This window comes from Gordonia hankookensis, from assembly GCF_014673215.1.
GTDB classification, from domain to species: Bacteria; Actinomycetota; Actinomycetes; order Mycobacteriales; family Mycobacteriaceae; genus Gordonia; species Gordonia hankookensis.
This window is the reverse complement of sequence record NZ_JACWMS010000002.1, coordinates 1,272,622-1,289,759: the sequence shown is the minus strand read 5'-3', so window position 1 is coordinate 1,289,759 and position 17,138 is coordinate 1,272,622. Positions and strand designations below refer to the sequence as shown.

The window sequence follows — 17,138 nt, the reverse complement described above, 5'->3', positions numbered from 1 at the left end:
AGATCTCAGTTGTCAGTGGAGTCCACGCACTCCGCACGAGCAGACTCGTTGCGACCATAGCCAGCCCGCCGACGGCAATCCCAGTACGGACATGCGGCGTGCGTCGGCGTCCGAAACACAGACTCCTGCGACCGTCAGGATCAGAACGTCGAGGAGTGTCCCCGCAGTCCTTAGAAATTGCCCGGACACAATCCGAAACCCGCCTGCGCACACACTGCGACCCCGCCGCGACAGAAACGTCTACGACGGGGTCACACGGCACGGGCATCGCGCCGGTCGGTTCGTTGGCACACCCCGACTCACCGCTGCGAGCGTGTGAGCCGTCAAAGCACACACGCCGGCCGGTGGGTCGCGGTCTGTCCAGCGTCAGCTCGGATCCGGCATCGTCACCCTCTCGGTCTGTGAGGTCCGGACGCCTATGCCGGATCGCTCGTTCACCGTCGACACTGCCCCGCCTACCTTGGGCCGAAATCATCTGCGCCTGAGAAGAATCTGCGAACCGGGCGCTCAGAGTCGGCAAGTCGCCCAATTGCGACGACGGGTATCGTCGAGCCGTGGAAAGCAGCACCTCCAGCCCACTCGACAACCCGGCACTGGCCGCCTTGCGCGGGCCCCATGCCCACTTCGCGGATCGTCACGGCAACGCGGTGCGTTATCAGCGGGATGTCTGCCCGATGGCCGCCCTCCCCGACAACCCCACCCTCGGCGACTGGACCGACGCCGCCGCGCTCGTAGGGGCCGGCACCTCGATGTTCCTTCCCGTCGTCGACGTGACACCACCCGCCGACTGGGGTCTGCAGATGCGGATGAACGGCGTCCAGATGGTCGACGACGGCGTCGCGGCAGCGCCCGATGACGAGGCGATCGAGCTCACGACCGACGACGTGCCCGAGATGCTCGACCTGGTGCGCCGTACCGAGCCCGGCCCGTTCCTACCGCGGACCATCGAACTCGGCACGTACCTGGGTATCCGCCGTGGTGGGCGCCTCGTGGCCATGGGCGGTGAGCGTCTGCACCTACCGGGTTGGACCGAGATCAGCGCCGTCTGTACCGATCCCGACAATCGGGGCCAGGGGCTGGGTAGCCGACTGATTCGCGCACTCGCGCATGGCATCCGGCTGCGCGGTGAGGTGCCGTTCCTGCACGCCTCGGCAGCCAACACCACCGCGATCAGCCTCTACGAGACGCTCGGCTTCGCCCTGCGTCGGGAGGTGATGTTCCAGTCCTTCGTGGCGCCTCACGAGATTCGCAGGTAGCTCAGCGCAGCAATCACCGCCGCCATCAAGGCCGACATCGAGAGCAGAAATCCCGGTCCGGCGTTCTCGTCGAGGATCGTCGCGGCCGCGACCGCGGCGGCGACAGCGAACCCGACCATCACCAGCGCCACCCGGCGGACCAGCACCCAGCGCAGCGGTGATCGCGCGGCGACCACGATGGTCGCCAGGTATCCGGCGGTATTCACCGATCCGATCAGTGCGGTGAACCCTGGACTGTGCGACACGTCGGCCAATACCGGCAGCACCGACAGCGCGAGAGTCGACATCACACCGGCCAACGCGAGGATGATGACAAGGACGCGCTCTCGACTGTCCTTGTCGCCCAGACTGTTACGTGGCGGAAGATCGTCGTCGGCTGTCATCTGGATTCTCACTCCCGGCCTGTCACCTCTTCACGCGTTCAACGTCGACGACGAACGTGACGGCTGACGGTGGTGGTCTCAGCGTAGACAGATGCCTCGACGAGAGGTGGGCTTCGCTTGCGGTCCGTTCGCAGCAATCGCCGAACGACTACCAAGCACTTGCTTGGTTTGTTAGGCTCCCTCCTCGACACACGACATGCCGGCATGCCCGGCCACGGCGACAAACGCACAGGTGACGAGGGCGAGAGCGATGGGATTCCTGAAGCAGACCACTCCCGAGATCGACTTCCCGACCTGGAGTCAGGGCACGCGGGCCGAGAAGATCAAGCCCATGGCCCGGCACTGGGCCGAGGTGGGTTTCGGTACGCCCGTCGCGCTGCACCTGTTCTACGTCGTGAAGATCGTGCTCTACATCCTGATCGCATGGGCGGTGGTCATCACCACGCCCGGCATCGACGGCTTCTTCGATGTGACGAGTTGGTACAACGAGCCGATCGTCTTCCAGAAGGTCGTGCTGTACACGATGTTGTTCGAGGTCGTCGGCCTCGGCTGCGGATTCGGACCGCTGAACAACAGGTTCTTCCCGCCGATGGGATCCGTACTGTATTGGTTGCGGCCCAAGACTATTCGTCAGCCGCCATGGCCGAATCGCATTCCGCTGACCAAGGGGGACTCGCGGCAACCTGTTGACGTGCTGCTGTACGCAGCACTACTGGTGATGCTGGTGGTCGCGCTGTTCAGTTCGGGTACGGGTGCGATCCCGGAACTCGACACCACCGTCGGCGTCTTGCCCGACTGGGAGATCTGGACCATCGTCGTACTGCTCGCAGCGGCGGGCCTGCGCGACAAGACGATCTTCCTGGCCGCCCGCGGCGAGGTGTACGGCGCTTTGACCGTCACGTTCTTGTTCGCAGGCGTCGACATGATCCTCGGCGCCAAACTCATCTTCCTCGTCATCTGGATGGGTGCGGCAACATCGAAGCTCAACAAGCACTTCCCGTTCGTGATCTCCACGATGATGTCGAACAACCCGATCTGGCGGTCCCCGAAGATCAAACGAAAGTTCTTCGAGGACTTCCCCGAAGACCTCCGGCCCGGACGGCGGTCGCGGTGGATCGCCCATTTCTCCACCGCCGTCGAGGGTCTCGTCCCGATCGTCCTGTTCTTCTCCGGCGGTGGCTGGCTGACCGCCGTCGCGGCGATCATCATGTTGATCTTCCACTTCGGCATCCTGTCGTCGATCCCGATGGGCGTACCGCTGGAGTGGAACGTGTTCATGATGTTCGGTGTGGTGGCGCTGTTCGTCGGGCACTCCGACATCGGCCTCACCGACCTCGAGTCCGTCTGGCCGATCCTGCTGTTCCTCGTGTCGGCGGGCACCGTGATCACCGGAAACCTGATGCCACGCAAGGTCTCCTTCCTGCCGGGTATGCGGTACTACGCCGGCAACTGGGACACCAGCCTGTGGTGCCTCACGCCTGCCGCATCGGCGAAGATCGAGAGCGGCATCGTCGCGATCGCGTCGATGCCGGCAGCACAACTCGAACGTTTCTACGGCAGCGCAGAAGCAGCACAGATCCCGCTCTACATGGGATATGCGTTCCGCTCGTTCAACAGTCACGGTCGGGCGTTGTTCACGCTCGCGCACCGGGCGATGGCGGGATTTGACGAGGCGGGGTTCGTGTTGACAGATGGGGAGCGGATCACCAGCACGGCGATGGGCTGGAACTTCGGTGACGGCCATATGTGCAACGAACAGCTGATCGCGTCGTTGCAGCGGCACTGCCGGTTCGAGCCCGGCGAGGTGCGAATCGTGATCCTCGACGCGCAGCCGATCCATCGGCAGACGCAGGAGTACCGGCTCGTCGACCCGGCAGTCGGCGAGTTCGAGCGGGGATTCGTGAAGGTATCCGACCTCGTCACCCGGCAGCCATGGGATGACGAGATCCCGGTGACGGTGACGTGGCAGGCAGAAGGTCGGTGAGCATGATGTCCCACCTGAACTCGGAGGACGCCAACCGCATCACCGACCGCTGATCGTCGCCGAGCAGCCGTATACACCGCGGCCCCGCTGCGAGACGTTGTCGCAGCGGGGCCGTGTGTGACCGTGAGGTCCGGGGGTCAGATCACTGCCAGACCCAGTTCCAGCGACGGGTGCGCTGATCGAATGTGCGCACTCGCCGGCGGCGACGCTGCGGGGCGGCGGGGGTGTTCTTGCGGTTGTTGTTGGGGGTCGGCATCGTTGCTCCTTGCTCTCTGATCCGGCCGGTGCCGGCTCTCTGACACCCACAACAATGCGATGGCAACCTTGCGGTGCCATCGTCTTTTCCTGGCAGTTTGCTCGGTACGAAAGCGGCGTCAGCCGTCGAACCCGTGATGCACGGCCTCGACGTTGTTGCCGTCGAGGTCGCGCAGGAAGACCCCGTAATAGCTGGCGTGGTACTCGGGCCATACGCGGGGCTCGTGCAGGATCGTCGCGCCTACTGCCCGGGCCGCCGTGAACACATCGTCGACGGCCTCACGGCTCGGGGCGGTGAGGGCCAGGTGGATGGGCCGGTGCCCGGTGTCGTCGAGCGGCCCGACCCACAGGTGCGGGAACCCGTCAGCGCCGGAGAGCCCGATCACCGGGCCGCCGTCGCGCTCGTACCGCATGGCCTCACGCACGCCGATGGCGGCGAACACCGTGGTGTAGAAGCCGGCGGCTCTGGCGGGATCGGCACATTGCAGGGCGACGTGGTCCAGCATGCGTGCGAATCTACGCGCCCGCGCCACGGCGGATCGGCAAACGCTCGGGGTGCATGCGCTCGATCTCGATGCACTCCGCCTTGCGTATCGTCGGGTCGGCCCAGGTCGGGGCGAACGGCCTGCAGCCGAGCGGTCCATTCGGCGACGTCAACGGTCACGCGTGATTGGTGAACGCGAGCGCTGCCGACCAGCGGCTATGTAACACCTGCGCCGCGCACGCCGATCTTCTGGCCAAGGCACCCCGCCCAGCATGATGGAGTCGGCCCCGAACTTGTCGGACCCGCTTCGTACCGTGCTGTCATTCCCGACGACTGGAGACCCATGGCAGTGACCGTCTCCCACGACACCCTTGCATTCTCCTTCCCCGATGTTCACGCCGACGCCGAGATGTACATCGAGTTCGTACGCACACTGCGAGTGCCCGACGACGACACCACCCACCCACTGCCACCCGGACTCGGCTCCTTCGACCTGCTCTCCGGAGGACACATCGGGTCGCGCAGCCGCCCGACCGGGTGGCACAGCGCCGACGTATTGCTCCCGATGTGGCAATCCGAGGCGGCGTTGATCAATTTCGCGTCCGTGTATCCCTTCCTTGTCCGGATCGGCGTGGACGGGGTGAACGCCGTGACCGGCCGGTCCTTCTCCGCTGATCCCGATTTTGACGCGGAGGACTATTTCGAGGTCCCGGACCAGTCGTGGCTCGCTGGTTTCCGGACCGACGCCTCGACGGTCCGGCAGTTCGTCGCCGCCCCGGCCGGGAGTGAGGCGCGCACAGATCGGCGTGCCGGCCCCGACGACGGCAACGTCTGCCTCGAGGTCATCCCATTGCGCGGGGAGAGCTGGGAGGCGCGACGAATCGACCCCGATCATTGCAGCGCCGGCATGGTTCCCGAGGTCGACGCGTGCGGCGCATCCCTGACCGGCAGCATGGGTCTGAGTGCCCGCGGATCGGTCACCCGGTCCATCGCGGCCCCTGTCGAACCCTCCGAGAACTGGCATCCGACCGCGCGATCCGGGGCCGTACTGCGCATCGTCAATTCGGTTGCGTGGAAAGAACTCACCGGCCGGGAGCCACATCACCCGCCGCTGACGGTGGACGAGTACCGCCGGCACCGCTTTCCCTGGTCCGAGTCATACGACGACGACGATCTCGCACGACGCAGCGTGGGCGCCCTGTCCGAAGACCCCGTTCTGGCCGCAATGTCGGATTCCGGCTTTGGCCCGGACGTGCAGCCGGGTACTGCAGGGGCGGCCAGAGCGGTCACGCGTCCTCCGGCATCGCCCGCACGTCGTCGGGACTGAAGAGCGGGTGACCGACCGAGCAAGCGATGCACGGGGGTTGTCCACAAGGAATGCGGATACCGTGTCGTTGTGAGTGAATCGTCGGACGAGCTCCATCCCCTGCAGTGGAGCAGCTTTGCGACCCTCGCCGACGTGTTGCCGGCGATCGACGACGCCTTCGGCCAGGCCCCGACGTCGAGCGTGCCGATCCCTTCGAGCAAAGACGTCGTACTGCTGCTGATCGACGGTCTCGGCGCCACCCTGCTCGACGACCACGCCGAGTGCGCGCCGACCTTGACCGCGTTGCGGTCGGCCACCATCCGCGCGGGCTTCCCGGCGACGACGGCGACCAGCATCACCAGCCTGATGGCGGGCGCACCCTGTGGGAGCCACGGCATCATCGGCTACTCGTTCCGGACGGATCGGGACGAGACCCGCGGGCCGAAACGCCGGACCCTCAACGCCTTACGATGGACCTTCAATCGGTCCGACGGTCGATCGGCTCTGGGACTGTATGTGCCGGAACAGATTCAGCCGGAACCTGGGCTCCTCGCCGAGATGTCCGGCCGGGGCATCGACGTGACCTATGTGATGCCGACGGCGTACCGGGGGTCGGGATTCAGCCGGGCCGCCTTCCGCGTCGACGGCACCTACATCGGCGCTCGGACGCCTGCCGACATCCTCGCGGGCATCGGGGACGCACTGACGCCGTCCACCGCGGATCATCGTCTCGTGTATGCCTACTGGCCGGATCTCGATGCGGCCGGGCACCTCTTCGGGCCCGGCTCGCCGCAGTGGGTGAAGACGCTTGGAGTGGTGGACCGCCTGGTCGCCGACATCGCGTCGGACCTCCCCCGCGACGCCACGCTGGTGGTCACCGGAGATCACGGGATGATCCAGGCGGACAACCGGATCGACATCGACACCACCGACGAGATGCTCAAAGGCGTCGAGGCGGTGGCCGGCGAGATGCGCGTCCGGCACGTCTACACCCGGCCCGGCGCGCGCGACGACGTGCACACGTTCTGGACCGACGTCCTGGGTGACCACGCGTTCGTGGTGCCGCGTGAGCAGGTGCTGGACGAACAGTGGTTCGGTGCCGAGGTGACCGACGTGGTCGCCGAGCGGATCGGCGACCTGGTGGCCGTGGCACGGGGAACAACGATCATCACACGTACCCTGGCCGACCCGGCGCCGGAGGTGAACATGCCCGGCCACCACGGCGCCTGGACGGCTGCCGAACAGTTGGTACCGGTGCTGATACACGCGGGTGAAGCTTGATCGTCGCCTGATACCTGTCGCCTGACACCTGTTGTCTGTCAGACGATTTGCCCTTCACGGTGCGGCACGTTGTCGAGAGCTGCCAGCATGTCGGCATCGAGCACAACCGAACCGGCGGCGACGTTCTGTTCGAGATGCTCCACCGACGACGTGCCCGGGATCAGCAACACACCCGGGGCCCGATGCAGCAGCCACGCCAGCCCGACCTGCGACGGCGTGACGTCGAGAGTCTGCGCGACCTCCGCCACGATGGCCTCGTCGGTCACCTTCGGCATCCCCGGAAATGCACTGCCGAGTGGGAAGTACGGCACCCACGCGATGCCCTCTGAGGTGCACAGGTCGAGCATGTCGTCGTCGGTGCGGGACACGAGACTGTAGGCGTTCTGCACGCACGCGATACCCGCGGGGAGCGCGCGGCGCAGCATGTCGATCGAGACGGTGCTGAGTCCGATGCCGCCGATCAGGCCCTCGTCGCGCATGGCGACCATCGCGGCGAGCTGGTCGTCGAAGTCGACGACCTGATCCTCCGACACGGGGATCGGAGCGTTGGCGTCGACGCGTCGGAGATTGACCACCGGGATCTGGTCGACGCCGAGACTTCGCAGATTGTGTTCGACGCTGGCGCGGAGTTCGGCCGGCCGTTGCGCGGCTCGCATCGGCATCGGGCCGTCCGGGTTCGGATCGGCACCCGCTTTGGTGACCACGGTGACTCCGTCGTCGGGGCGTACGGCCTCACGGATCAGCTCATTGGAGAAGCCGTTTCCGTAGAACTGCGCGGTGTCGATGTGGTCGACACCGAGTTCGATCGCCCGCCGGATCACGGCCACGGCAGCTGCACGGTCGTCGCGGCGGTGCTCCAACTGCATGGCGCCGTAGCCGACGCGGGCGACCGAGTGGTCGCCGATGGTCCCGGTCCCGCCCGGGTGGGATGCGGTGGAGACGGAATTGGTGTCCGACATCGGAATCCTCGATTCGGTTGACTGGATGGATGTTTGGTGGATCAGGCGGCAAAGATGTGCCGGGGAGCCGGCCGGAGCCGGAACCACATTCGCGCCATGCGCCGACTCGCCGGCGTGAGCACGGTGAACGGCTCGGGGTCACGCCCGGCGTCGCGGACGGCCTGCTCGAGATAGTCCCGAAGCAACCAGACGTCGACCGGATCCTGAGGTCCGGACAGCGCGACCACTTCGCGCAGATGATCGGTGGTGAATCCGAGGTCGGCTGCCATCGCACCGTGTGTCAGACCGCAGAGGTCGGCGTTGCGCCGGAGTTCATCGCTGGTGCGTCGCCGTTGTGCGTCGTCGAGTGACATTGTTCCTACTTCCCGCGCGCCTTGATCTGGCGCGGCGATTGCGGGTGTTGTAATGTCAACAGTAGAAGCGAGGTGTAGAAATGTCAACAGATGGGGACGAGTCCGGTGTCGCGCTGTGGCTTCTCTGGAAGCGGACCAGCGAGGTGATCCGCACCGCCGTGATCGACGACGTCACGGCCGCGAACTCCGTCTCCGAACCCGAACTGACGGTGCTCGTGCATCTCAACAAGGCGGGTGGGACGTCGCGCCAGAACGCGCTCGTCGCGTCGACCGGTTGGGACCGCAGTCGACTCTCGCACCTCCTCACGCGGATGGAGAAGCGCGGATTCCTCACCCGTGAGCGGCTACGCAACGGCGTCGAGGTGTCACTCGCGCCGGCGGGCGAGGACCTCATGGTCGACAAGCAGCGCGCGCTTCACGACGCCGTCGAACGGCATCTCATCAGCAGACTCGACGGCGAGCAGCAGCGGGCGCTGCGCGACATCCTCACCACGCTCGACGGGTAGGTGCCGCCGGCACGGTACGCGGCGGCCTCCCGATCGGCGGCCCGCTGGAACTCGAGATCGTCGGACGCACACGGGAGACAGATCGGCATCGCGGGCACCTCAGCGGGCGCGGCCGGCGGTGCGGTGAGGTGGGGTCAGGCGACGAGTTGGTCGGCGTCGATGGTCGGAACGGCGGCGAGGAGTTCGCGGGTGTAGGGATGCTCCGGTTCACCGAAGACCTTGTCGGCAGCGCCGTACTCGACCACGTCACCGTCGCGCATCACCAGGATGTCGTCGGCGACGTGATGGATCACGCCGAGGTCGTGCGAGATGAACACCAGCGCGACACCGGTTTCCGCCTGCAGCCGCGCGAGCAGGTCGAGGATACGCGCCTGGATCGACACGTCGAGGGCGGAGACGGGCTCGTCGCACACGATCACCGAAGGTTCGGGTGCGAGGGCCCGCGCGATCGCCACCCGCTGTCGCTGTCCGCCGGACAGATGCAGCGGGTGACGGCGCCGGAATTCGTCCGACAGCCCGACCTGATCCAGCAGTTCCGAGAGCCGCTCGTCGACGGCCGCGCCGCGGAGGTCGCGTGAACGCAGGCTGTCCCGCAGGATTCGTTCGACGTTCCACCGGGGATCGAAGGAGCTCAGCGGATCCTGATAGATCACCGAGATCTGGTGGCGATTCGCGCGGCGGCCGGCATCGCTCAGTGCACTCCATGGGCGGCCGTTCAGTTCGACGGTGCCGGAGTCCGCGGCGGTGAGGCCGAGCACGATCCGTGCGGTGGTGGTCTTGCCGGAGCCGGACTCCCCGACGATACCGAGCGTCCGTCCTGGTGCCAGATCGAAGCTCACGCCGCGCACCGCCGTACGTGAGGACTTGTCCTTGGCCACGAACGACTTTCGCACCTCCCGGACGCGCAGCGCCGGTGGCTCATCCGGCGCCGCCGGGACGGCCGGGTCGGGCAGCACCTCACCGCTGGTGAGCAACGTTCCCTTGGATGTCCGCGCCGGCACGGATGCCAGCAGGTTGCGGGTGTACTCGTGGGCGGGCCGTACCAGGACGTCCGAGACGGGCCCGTACTCCACGATCTCCCCCTCCCGCATCACCGCCACCCGGTCGGCCAGCCGGGACACGACGGCGAGGTCGTGCGAGATGAGGATGACCGCATTGCCCCGCTTCTTGGCATCGGCCAACACATCCAGGATCTGCGCCTGGACGGTGGCATCGAGTGCGGTCGTCGGCTCGTCGGCGATCAGCAACTTCGGGTCCTGTGCCAGGGCCGACGCGATCAGCGCCCGCTGCCGCAATCCGCCCGACAGTTCATGGGGACGCTGACCCGCGCGCACACGGGGCTCGGGTACGCCGACCAGACTCAACAGCTCGACGACCTTCTCCTCCCGTTCGGCGCGGCGCAGAGCGGAACCTCCGAACCGGACGCCATGATGCGCACTCCAGGCCTCGGCGATCTCGCTGCCGAAGGTCCGTAGCTGATCGAGCGATACGAGAGCATCCTGCAGTACGAAGCCGATTTCCCGGCCGCGCACCTGTCGCCACTGCCGGTCGGTCAGACCTACGAGCGACCGCCCATCGAACGTGATCGAGCCCGCATCGATCTGCGCCCGCTCACCGGTCAATCCGATGAGGGTGCGCGCCGTCACCGATTTGCCCGATCCGGATTCGCCGACGATGGCCAGGCATTCGCCTGCGGCGACACTGAACGACACGCCTTTGACCACCTCCCTACCGTCGAAGGCCACCCGCAGGTCATGGACCTCGGCGAGCGGCGTCGTCTCGATGGCCGCGGCGGACTCGCCACTCAACAGCGTGCTCATCGGATGGTTCCTTCCAGTCGGGCGCCCAGGTGGCGACCCACGGTGGTGAATGCGAGGGCGACGATCACGATGATCAGCCCGGGGAAGATCTCCAGCCACCACGCGACGGTGATGTACGTGCGGCCGGCATCGAGCAGCGCGCCCCATTCCGGGGCGGGCGGCGCCACGCCGAGGCCCAGATAGGCCAACCCCGAGGCCCAGATGATGGCCTGCCCGATCCCGAGGGTCGCGGTGACGATCATCGGGCGGAGGGCATTGGGGGCGATGTGCTGTAACAGGATTCGGGTACGTGAGTGTCCGAGCGCGGTGGCCGCCTCGACGTATGGCGCATTGCGCACGGTCAACACCTGGCCACGGACGATCCGTGCGTACCCGGGCGCGATCCCGATCCCGATCGCGAAGATGAGCGTGGATGACCCCGGTCCGAACACCGAGGTGAGGAGTAGACCGAGCAGGATGGTCGGGAATGCGAACATCACGTCGATCCACCGGTTCGCCAGGGCCTGCGCGACCCGGCCCGAGAGGCCTGCGGCGACGCCGAGGAGTACGGCCAGGACCAATGCCACTGCGACGGCTCCGAATCCGATGGCGAGAGACTGTCGGGCACCGAAGACGATTCGGCTCAACAGATCTCGACCCGACAGGTCGGTGCCGAACGGATGTGCCCAGGTCGGTGGCGTGAGTGTGGCGTCGAGATTCACCGCGAGAGGGTCGTAGGGCGCGAGGAGTGACGGGACCACCACGGCAACGAGGAGCAGGACGAGCACCACCAGTGCTGCGGTGACGCTCGGCGGAAACGGCCACCGGCGACGCCGGCCCGGTGTGGGCGCGGCCGTGGCGGCGGGGGTCGGCGAGAGGGCGGTCATGGGATCTCGATCCGGGGGTCGATGACGGTGTAGAGGAAATCCACCACCAGATTGGCGATGGTGTAGATCGCGGCGACCAGCACGACGATGCCGCTCACGAGCGGGACGTCGCGGGAACTGGCCGCCGCCACGAGCGTCTGGCCGATACCGGCGCGGGCGAACACCGTCTCCGCGATGACCGCACCGGAGAGCAGCGCACCCATCGCCCACCCGGAAACCGTCACGGCCGGTATCACCGAGTGCCGCAACACATGCCGTGCACGAACGGCGAGGTCGCCGAGCCCTCGGCTGCGGGCGGTGAGAACGAACGGCTGGTCCAGCGCCCTGGCGAACTCATCGCGGGCGATGCTGCCCAAGAAGCCGGCCAACGGGATGGCCAGGGTCAGGACCGGCAGGACCAGACCCCGCAGTCCGGTTCCGCTCTCCACCGGGAACCACGCGAGGTTGATCGCGAAGACCACGAGCAGGATCGATCCCAGCCAATACTGGGGCAGACCGGCGCTCACCGTCTCCAGGAAGGCGCCGAGCGCGCCGAACGGTCCCCGCCGCCCCGCGGTGAGGGTCGTGGTCGCCAACACCAGCAGCCACGCGACCACCAGTGCGCTGACGGTCAGCACCAGCGTTGGTCCGATCTGCTCGGCGATGACCTGCGTCACCGGTTGCTGTAGCTGGAAAGACGTGCCGAGGTCGCCATGCAGAAGGCCTTGCAGATAGTGCAGGTACTGCTGCCAGATGGAGTCGGTGAACCCGTACTGCTCGTTGACAGGCGCGATCTCGTCTGGAGTCCGCTCACGGCTCTCCCCCGACGACAGGTTGAGCAGCAACGTCGCCCGATCGCCGGGCGCGAGCACCTGGAGCAGGAAGGTGATGGTGGCCGCCGCCCAGAGTACGAAGATCGCGGACCCCAGCTTGCCGAGCCACCGCAGCCACCCTGCGCCGGCGCCGCCCCGCAGGCGTCGTGGAAGGGCCGGAACGCGGTTGTCACCGGTCGCCGTAGCATCGACCACTGTTGTCATCGCACGAACCTCGCATCCGAGAAGACCGGTTCACCTTGGGATTTCTCGATCCAGACATCGTGCAGCCGAGGCGAACTCGCGATCGAGGTCGTCTGGGTGTAGAGCCCGATCGCGAGGGCCTTGTCACCGATCAGCTGCTGGGCGTCGCCGTAGAGCTTCTGCTGCTCGGCAGGATCGGCCGAGCTGTTCGCCTTCTCGATCAGACCCTGTAGAGCCGGGTCGTTGTAGAAGGCGTTGTTGTACGGATTCGGATTGCCGTCCAGACGCTGCCGCCAATTGATGTACAACAGCCCGGGGGTCGGGCTGGTCCAGTAACCGACGTAGGCGTCATAGGTCGGCGCCTTGGCGTACTGTCCCCCGAAGTACTCGCTCTGCGTCGCCGGCACCAACTGGATGTCGAACCCGACCTGGCGAGCCTGAAAGGCGATGTCCTGCAGGATTGCTGCTCCTTCCGGACCGATGATGGCGTCCGCGGCGTACACGACCCGCGCACTCAGGCGCCTGCCGTCCTTGACCCGCACCCCGTCGTCGGCGCGCTGGGTCCACCCAGCCTGGTCCAGGAGGGCGCCGGCCTTCGCCGGATCCCGCACGTAGGCGCCTGCGGTTGCGTCGTAGTCGGGCGTGCTCTGGCTCAGCGCTCCGTTCGGGTTGTATGGCACCACACCGAGATACGCCGTCTCGACAGACTTCTCGCGGTCGGCCGAGTAGGCGAATGCCTGCCGGACCCGGACATCGTCGAACGGCGCGTGGTCGGCGTTGAGGGTGATCGCGTTCGGCCGTCCCGGTGTCACGTACTGGCGGGTCTGGAATCGCCTGGTCGCGTCGGCCCAGTTGATCGCGGGCACGTTGTAGATGGCATCCGACGATCCGCTGGTCAGTGAGCCGTACCGCAGCACCGGGTCCTTGAGGAACTTCCAGATCACCTTGTCGACATATGCCGGGCCCTGATGCTTCGCGTTCGCAGGCGCCGAGTTGTAGTTCGGGTTGCGCAGGAAGGTGATACTGCGATTACGGTCCCATCGGTCGATGACGAACGGCCCCGATCCGATCGGTTTGGAACAGTTGGCCTGGGCTCCCCGTGCGAGGGCGGTCGGCGACTGGATGCCGAAGTATCCCTGGGTCAGGACCGTGAGCAGCGGACTGTACGGCGACTTCAGGTGCAGCGCAAAGGTATTGCGGCCCACCACCTCGCCACCCGCGTAGTACTGACCGATATAGGCGTTGACCGTACCGTTCGGCTTGTCCTGGTCGAGGTAGGCGTCGAAGTTGGTCTTGACCGCCGCCGCGTCGAGAACGGTGCCGTCGGTGAAATGGACATCGGGCTTGAGGTGGAAGGTGTAGGTGAGGCGATCGGGTGAGATGTCCCAACTGGTGGCCAGCCACGGCACCGGCTTCCCCGAGTCGTCGAGGGACACGAGGTTGTCGAGGTACTGCCGGGCCAGGTAGGCGTTCTGTACCCAGCCGCCGTGGATGCACGGCGGTTCCTGCTCGTGTCCATACTCGATGACTCCGCCGCGCACGTACTCCCCCGAGGATGCCGCGACGCCGGTGGACCGTCCGTCACCTGTCTCTGGACGTTGCCCGCAGGCCGCGAGCAGAGCCATTGCCGACAGACTCACGGCGAGCAGCACTCGAGCCCGCGCTGGGCGGACGGATCTGGGCACGGGGGGTCTCCTCGGTTCGGCTGGGGCTGGACGTCACGGCGATGTCGACGGCACGACCGGTGCGCGACAAGCGCAGACGGCGGTTCGGCGAGAACGGTAGCGATCCGCACCGCCCACGTCAGGTCTTGAGTTCACGGTGAGCGCAACACCCCTTCGTGAGCGCCTGGCTGACTAGCGTCAGGCGAGTGGCACAACCAAAACCCTTGCGTTTCTCCGCCTTTGTGATGAACACCACCTCCCACATCCTGCATGGGGCGTGGCGTGTTCCGGGCGCACAGCAAACCGACTTCAACTCTTTGGAGCATTGGATCGACCTCGCGAAGACGTTGGAGGAGGCCCGATTCGACTTCATCTTCTTCGCCGATGTCGTCGGGCTCTACGACGACTATCAGGGCGACTGGAAGAAGTTCGTCGACACCGGTCTGCAGATCCCGAGCAATGACCCGTTGGTTCTCGCGTCCGCGCTGGCATCGCACACCGAACATCTGGGGATCGCGGTCACCAGCTCGATCCTGCAGGAGCACCCGTTCGACTTCGCACGCAAGATCTCCACGCTCGATCACGCCTCGAAGGGCCGGATCGCGTGGAACATCGTGACGAGTCTGTCGTCGAATGCGTGGCGCAACTTCGGTTACGACGGCATCACCGCACACGACGACCGTTACGCATGGGCCGACGAGTACGCCGACGTGGTCTACAAGCTGTGGGAGGGCTCGTGGGACGACGACGCGCTCGTGCAGGATCAGCGCAGCGGCATCCACGCCGACTTCGACAAGGTGCACAAGATCCACCACGAGGGTGAGCGGTACCGCGTCGAGGGCCCTCATCTCGTCGCGCCGTCGCCGCAGCGCACCCCGATCCTGTTCCAGGCCGGGTCGTCGCACACCGGGCGCCGATTCGCCGCCCGCAACGCCGAGGCCCAGTTCATCCAGTCCCCGAACCCGGAGGCGGCCCGAGGACTCGTCGACGACACCCGGCGACTCGTGGCCGAAGCCGGCCGCGACCCGCAGGACCTGAACTTCTTCCAGGGGCTCTCGTTCGTGATCGGCAGCACCGAGGACGAGGCGAAGCGCAAGTCCCGGGAACTCGACGAGTACATCGATCCGGGCACCATCATCGCCCACTCGGCCGGCGGTCTCGGCGTCGACCTCGGGTTCTATGATCTCGACACCCCGGTCGGTGAGATCCGAACCGAGGGAACGCAGAGCACCCTGCTGTGGCTGCGCGAGGCTGTTCCGGATCGCGAGCCGACAGTCCGGGACCTCGCCGAACTGCGTAGCCGAAGCAGCCGCGTGGTGGGCACGCCTGAGCAGATCGCCGACCGGCTCGAACACTGGCGCGACGCCGGGGTCGACGGGATCAACGTGATCAACGCGACGATCCCCGGCAGCTACCTGGAGTTCGCCGAGCACGTGCTGCCGGTGCTACGCGACCGCGGCCTGGCGCAACGTGACTATTCGCCGGGGACTGTGCGACACAAGCTGACCGGGCGCGACCGCCTGCCCGACACCCATCCGGCAGCGCGCTACCGCGGTGCGTTCGCCGAGGCGGTGGAGGTGCCGGCATGACGGTCGTGACGAGGATCTCCGCCGACCGCGCAGATGTGTTCGCGGAGATCGCCGCGGATGCTGCGGCGCGGGAGCGCGCAGGCAGCGACCCACACGAACAGGTGCGGCTCCTCGCCGAGACCGGATTCACCGCGATCACCCTCGACGACGACACCCGTTCCGGCGCCGACATCGTCGAGTTCTTCGAGTTCCTCGTCGAGCTGGCCAGGGCCGACCCGATCGTCGCCCACATCCTGCGAGCCCACTATTGGTTCGTCGAGCAGATCCGACGGCTGCCACCCGGTCCGGCCCGCCGACGGTGGGCCGCCGAGGTACGCGCAGGCGCGATCTTCGGCAACGCCACAAGCGAACGTACCGGCGACGCCGGTGCCAAGGCGTTTCGCACCGAGTTGCGTCCGATCGACGGGGGCTGGCTGCTGACCGGCGCAAAGTTCTACAGCACCGGGACGGCATTCGCCGACTGGGTATCGGTGGCGGCCACGGTGCGCGGTCGCGATTCGGAGAAGCAGATTGCCCGGGTGGTGTTGCCGGTGGACCGGGAGGGCATCGCGATCGTCGACGACTGGGACGGGATCGGACAGCACCGGACCGGAACCGGCTCGACCAATCTCTCCGACGTGCTGGTGACACCCGACGACGTGCTGGCGTTCAGCGATCCCACGTCGACGCGGCCGGCCGCGAACGACGGCCCCTTCCTGCAGCTCTATCTACAGGCACTGATCACCGGCATCCTGTTGTCGGTCGCCGACGACGCCGCCGAGCTGCTGCGCTCGCGGAAGAGGACTTTCGAGCACGCGCCGGATGAGTCGCCCCGACACGACGCGGTTCTGCTGCAGACAGTCGGAGAGATCGACGCGGCGGCACACGTGTCGCGGTCTGCGGTGCTCGCGGCCGCGCGCGAGGTGGAGGCGGCCTTCGCTCCGGCACGCCGAGGCTCCATCGACCCGGAACTGTTCACCCAGGCGTCGGTGGCGGCGGCCAGGGTGAAGGTGCACGTCGACCGGATCGGTCTTCGCGCAGCCACCGATCTCTTCGACATCGGGGGCGCGTCGTCGGCCAGCCGGTCGAAGAATCTCGATCGCCATTGGCGCAACATCCGGACCGTCACCCTGCACAATCCGACGTCGTACAAGGCGATCGCTCTCGGCGACCGGCTGGTGAACGGGACGCCGCTGCCGGCCAACGGCTACTTCTGAGCGGCAGACCGCTCTCGTCTCGGGAGGCACTCCGAACAGACACCGACCCCGCCGCAGCGTCTGCCACGGCGGGGTCGGTGTAGAGCGGCGAAGGCCGGTCAGCTCACTGCCAGACCCACAGCCAGCGACGCGAGCGCTGATCGAAGCGGCGGACCCGCCGGCGACGGCGAGCCGGGGCCTGCGGGGCGCGGTGGGTGTTGTTGTTCGGGTGCTGCGGAGTGGGCATCGTCGGCCTTTCTCG

Annotated in this window: 15 protein-coding genes; 7 read left to right on the top strand and 8 right to left on the bottom strand. The window is 66.8% G+C overall.

Annotated features, from left to right (window positions below; all coding sequences use genetic code 11):
• Positions 1-554: 554 nt before the first annotated feature.
• Positions 555-1,256, top strand: coding sequence for a GNAT family N-acetyltransferase (locus IDF66_RS13135; RefSeq protein ID WP_190267157.1), 702 nt, complete (start codon positions 555-557; stop codon positions 1,254-1,256).
• Here the strand turns inward: IDF66_RS13135 and IDF66_RS13130 are convergent.
• A complete protein-coding gene (locus tag IDF66_RS13130; protein WP_190267156.1) occupies positions 1,238-1,639 on the bottom strand; it encodes a hypothetical protein in 402 nt (133 codons plus the stop codon). The genes IDF66_RS13135 and IDF66_RS13130 overlap by 19 nt on opposite strands.
• Before the next feature lie 250 nt (positions 1,640-1,889).
• On the opposite strand from IDF66_RS13130, the gene IDF66_RS13125 reads away from it, so the two are divergent.
• Positions 1,890-3,623, top strand: a complete 1,734-nt coding sequence (locus tag IDF66_RS13125; protein WP_190267484.1) for a DUF3556 domain-containing protein — start codon at positions 1,890-1,892, stop codon at positions 3,621-3,623.
• A 374-nt stretch (positions 3,624-3,997) separates the two neighbouring features.
• Here the strand turns inward: IDF66_RS13125 and IDF66_RS13120 are convergent, their stop codons facing one another.
• Positions 3,998-4,384: a VOC family protein gene (locus IDF66_RS13120; RefSeq protein ID WP_190267155.1), complete on the bottom strand. Its 387-nt coding sequence runs from the start codon at positions 4,382-4,384 to the stop codon at positions 3,998-4,000.
• A gap of 321 nt (positions 4,385-4,705) precedes the next feature.
• On the opposite strand from IDF66_RS13120, the gene IDF66_RS13115 reads away from it, so the two are divergent.
• Both IDF66_RS13115 and IDF66_RS13110 read left to right on the top strand, forming a co-directional pair.
• Positions 4,706-5,689 (top strand): hypothetical protein, encoded by a 984-nt coding sequence (locus IDF66_RS13115; protein WP_190267154.1) that lies wholly within the window; start codon positions 4,706-4,708, stop codon positions 5,687-5,689.
• Between the two features lie 69 nt (positions 5,690-5,758).
• Positions 5,759-6,949, top strand: a complete 1,191-nt coding sequence (locus IDF66_RS13110; protein WP_190267153.1) for an alkaline phosphatase family protein — start codon at positions 5,759-5,761, stop codon at positions 6,947-6,949.
• Positions 6,950-6,987: 38 nt separating this feature from the next.
• Here IDF66_RS13110 and IDF66_RS13105 read toward each other — a convergent pair whose 3' ends face one another.
• Together IDF66_RS13105 and IDF66_RS13100 are read right to left on the bottom strand one after the other, a co-directional pair.
• Positions 6,988-7,908, bottom strand: coding sequence for an aldo/keto reductase (locus IDF66_RS13105; protein WP_190267152.1), 921 nt, complete (start codon positions 7,906-7,908; stop codon positions 6,988-6,990).
• Between the two features lie 41 nt (positions 7,909-7,949).
• Positions 7,950-8,261: a DUF2316 family protein gene (locus tag IDF66_RS13100; protein WP_190267151.1), complete on the bottom strand. Its 312-nt coding sequence runs from the start codon at positions 8,259-8,261 to the stop codon at positions 7,950-7,952.
• 80 nt (positions 8,262-8,341) lie between these two features.
• On the opposite strand from IDF66_RS13100, the gene IDF66_RS13095 reads away from it, so the two are divergent.
• On the top strand, positions 8,342-8,767 hold the full coding sequence (locus tag IDF66_RS13095) for a MarR family winged helix-turn-helix transcriptional regulator (RefSeq protein ID WP_190267150.1): 426 nt from the start codon (positions 8,342-8,344) through the stop codon (positions 8,765-8,767).
• 134 nt (positions 8,768-8,901) lie between these two features.
• Here the strand turns inward: IDF66_RS13095 and IDF66_RS13090 are convergent, their stop codons facing one another.
• The 4 genes from IDF66_RS13090 to IDF66_RS13075 are packed head-to-tail and all read right to left on the bottom strand — an operon-like array spanning position 8,902 to position 14,133.
• Positions 8,902-10,587: a dipeptide ABC transporter ATP-binding protein gene (locus IDF66_RS13090; protein ID WP_190267149.1), complete on the bottom strand. Its 1,686-nt coding sequence runs from the start codon at positions 10,585-10,587 to the stop codon at positions 8,902-8,904.
• Positions 10,584-11,453 (bottom strand): ABC transporter permease, encoded by an 870-nt coding sequence (locus IDF66_RS13085; RefSeq protein WP_190267148.1) that lies wholly within the window; start codon positions 11,451-11,453, stop codon positions 10,584-10,586. Before IDF66_RS13085 ends, IDF66_RS13090 begins: the two co-directional genes overlap by 4 nt.
• Positions 11,450-12,469 carry an ABC transporter permease gene (locus IDF66_RS13080; protein ID WP_190267147.1) on the bottom strand — a complete coding sequence of 340 codons (1,020 nt, stop codon included), beginning with the start codon at positions 12,467-12,469 and terminating at the stop codon, positions 11,450-11,452. Before IDF66_RS13080 ends, IDF66_RS13085 begins: the two co-directional genes overlap by 4 nt.
• On the bottom strand, positions 12,466-14,133 hold the full coding sequence (locus IDF66_RS13075) for an ABC transporter substrate-binding protein (RefSeq protein ID WP_190267146.1): 1,668 nt from the start codon (positions 14,131-14,133) through the stop codon (positions 12,466-12,468). Before IDF66_RS13075 ends, IDF66_RS13080 begins: the two co-directional genes overlap by 4 nt.
• 185 nt (positions 14,134-14,318) lie before the next feature.
• On the opposite strand from IDF66_RS13075, the gene IDF66_RS13070 reads away from it, so the two are divergent.
• Complete coding sequence (locus IDF66_RS13070) at positions 14,319-15,701, top strand: LLM class flavin-dependent oxidoreductase (protein ID WP_317628679.1); 1,383 nt, start codon at positions 14,319-14,321, stop codon at positions 15,699-15,701.
• The gene (locus IDF66_RS13065) at positions 15,698-16,897 is read left to right on the top strand and encodes an acyl-CoA dehydrogenase family protein (protein ID WP_190267145.1); all 1,200 of its coding nucleotides are present in this window, start codon (positions 15,698-15,700) and stop codon (positions 16,895-16,897) included. The genes IDF66_RS13070 and IDF66_RS13065 overlap by 4 nt, the downstream gene beginning before the upstream one ends.
• Positions 16,898-17,138: the final 241 nt, after the last annotated feature.

Coding starts and splice junctions, on each gene's coding strand:
- IDF66_RS13100 (WP_190267151.1), bottom strand. CDS start 8,261: ATGTCACTCGACGACGCACAACGGCGACGCACCAGCGATGAACTCCGG.
- IDF66_RS13120 (WP_190267155.1), bottom strand. CDS start 4,384: ATGCTGGACCACGTCGCCCTGCAATGTGCCGATCCCGCCAGAGCCGCC.
- IDF66_RS13105 (WP_190267152.1), bottom strand. CDS start 7,908: ATGTCGGACACCAATTCCGTCTCCACCGCATCCCACCCGGGCGGGACC.
- IDF66_RS13125 (WP_190267484.1), top strand. CDS start 1,890: ATGGGATTCCTGAAGCAGACCACTCCCGAGATCGACTTCCCGACCTGG.
- IDF66_RS13085 (WP_190267148.1), bottom strand. CDS start 11,453: ATGACCGCCCTCTCGCCGACCCCCGCCGCCACGGCCGCGCCCACACCG.
- IDF66_RS13090 (WP_190267149.1), bottom strand. CDS start 10,587: ATGAGCACGCTGTTGAGTGGCGAGTCCGCCGCGGCCATCGAGACGACG.
- IDF66_RS13080 (WP_190267147.1), bottom strand. CDS start 12,469: ATGACAACAGTGGTCGATGCTACGGCGACCGGTGACAACCGCGTTCCG.
- IDF66_RS13115 (WP_190267154.1), top strand. CDS start 4,706: ATGGCAGTGACCGTCTCCCACGACACCCTTGCATTCTCCTTCCCCGAT.
- IDF66_RS13095 (WP_190267150.1), top strand. CDS start 8,342: ATGTCAACAGATGGGGACGAGTCCGGTGTCGCGCTGTGGCTTCTCTGG.
- IDF66_RS13065 (WP_190267145.1), top strand. CDS start 15,698: ATGACGGTCGTGACGAGGATCTCCGCCGACCGCGCAGATGTGTTCGCG.
- IDF66_RS13130 (WP_190267156.1), bottom strand. CDS start 1,639: ATGACAGCCGACGACGATCTTCCGCCACGTAACAGTCTGGGCGACAAG.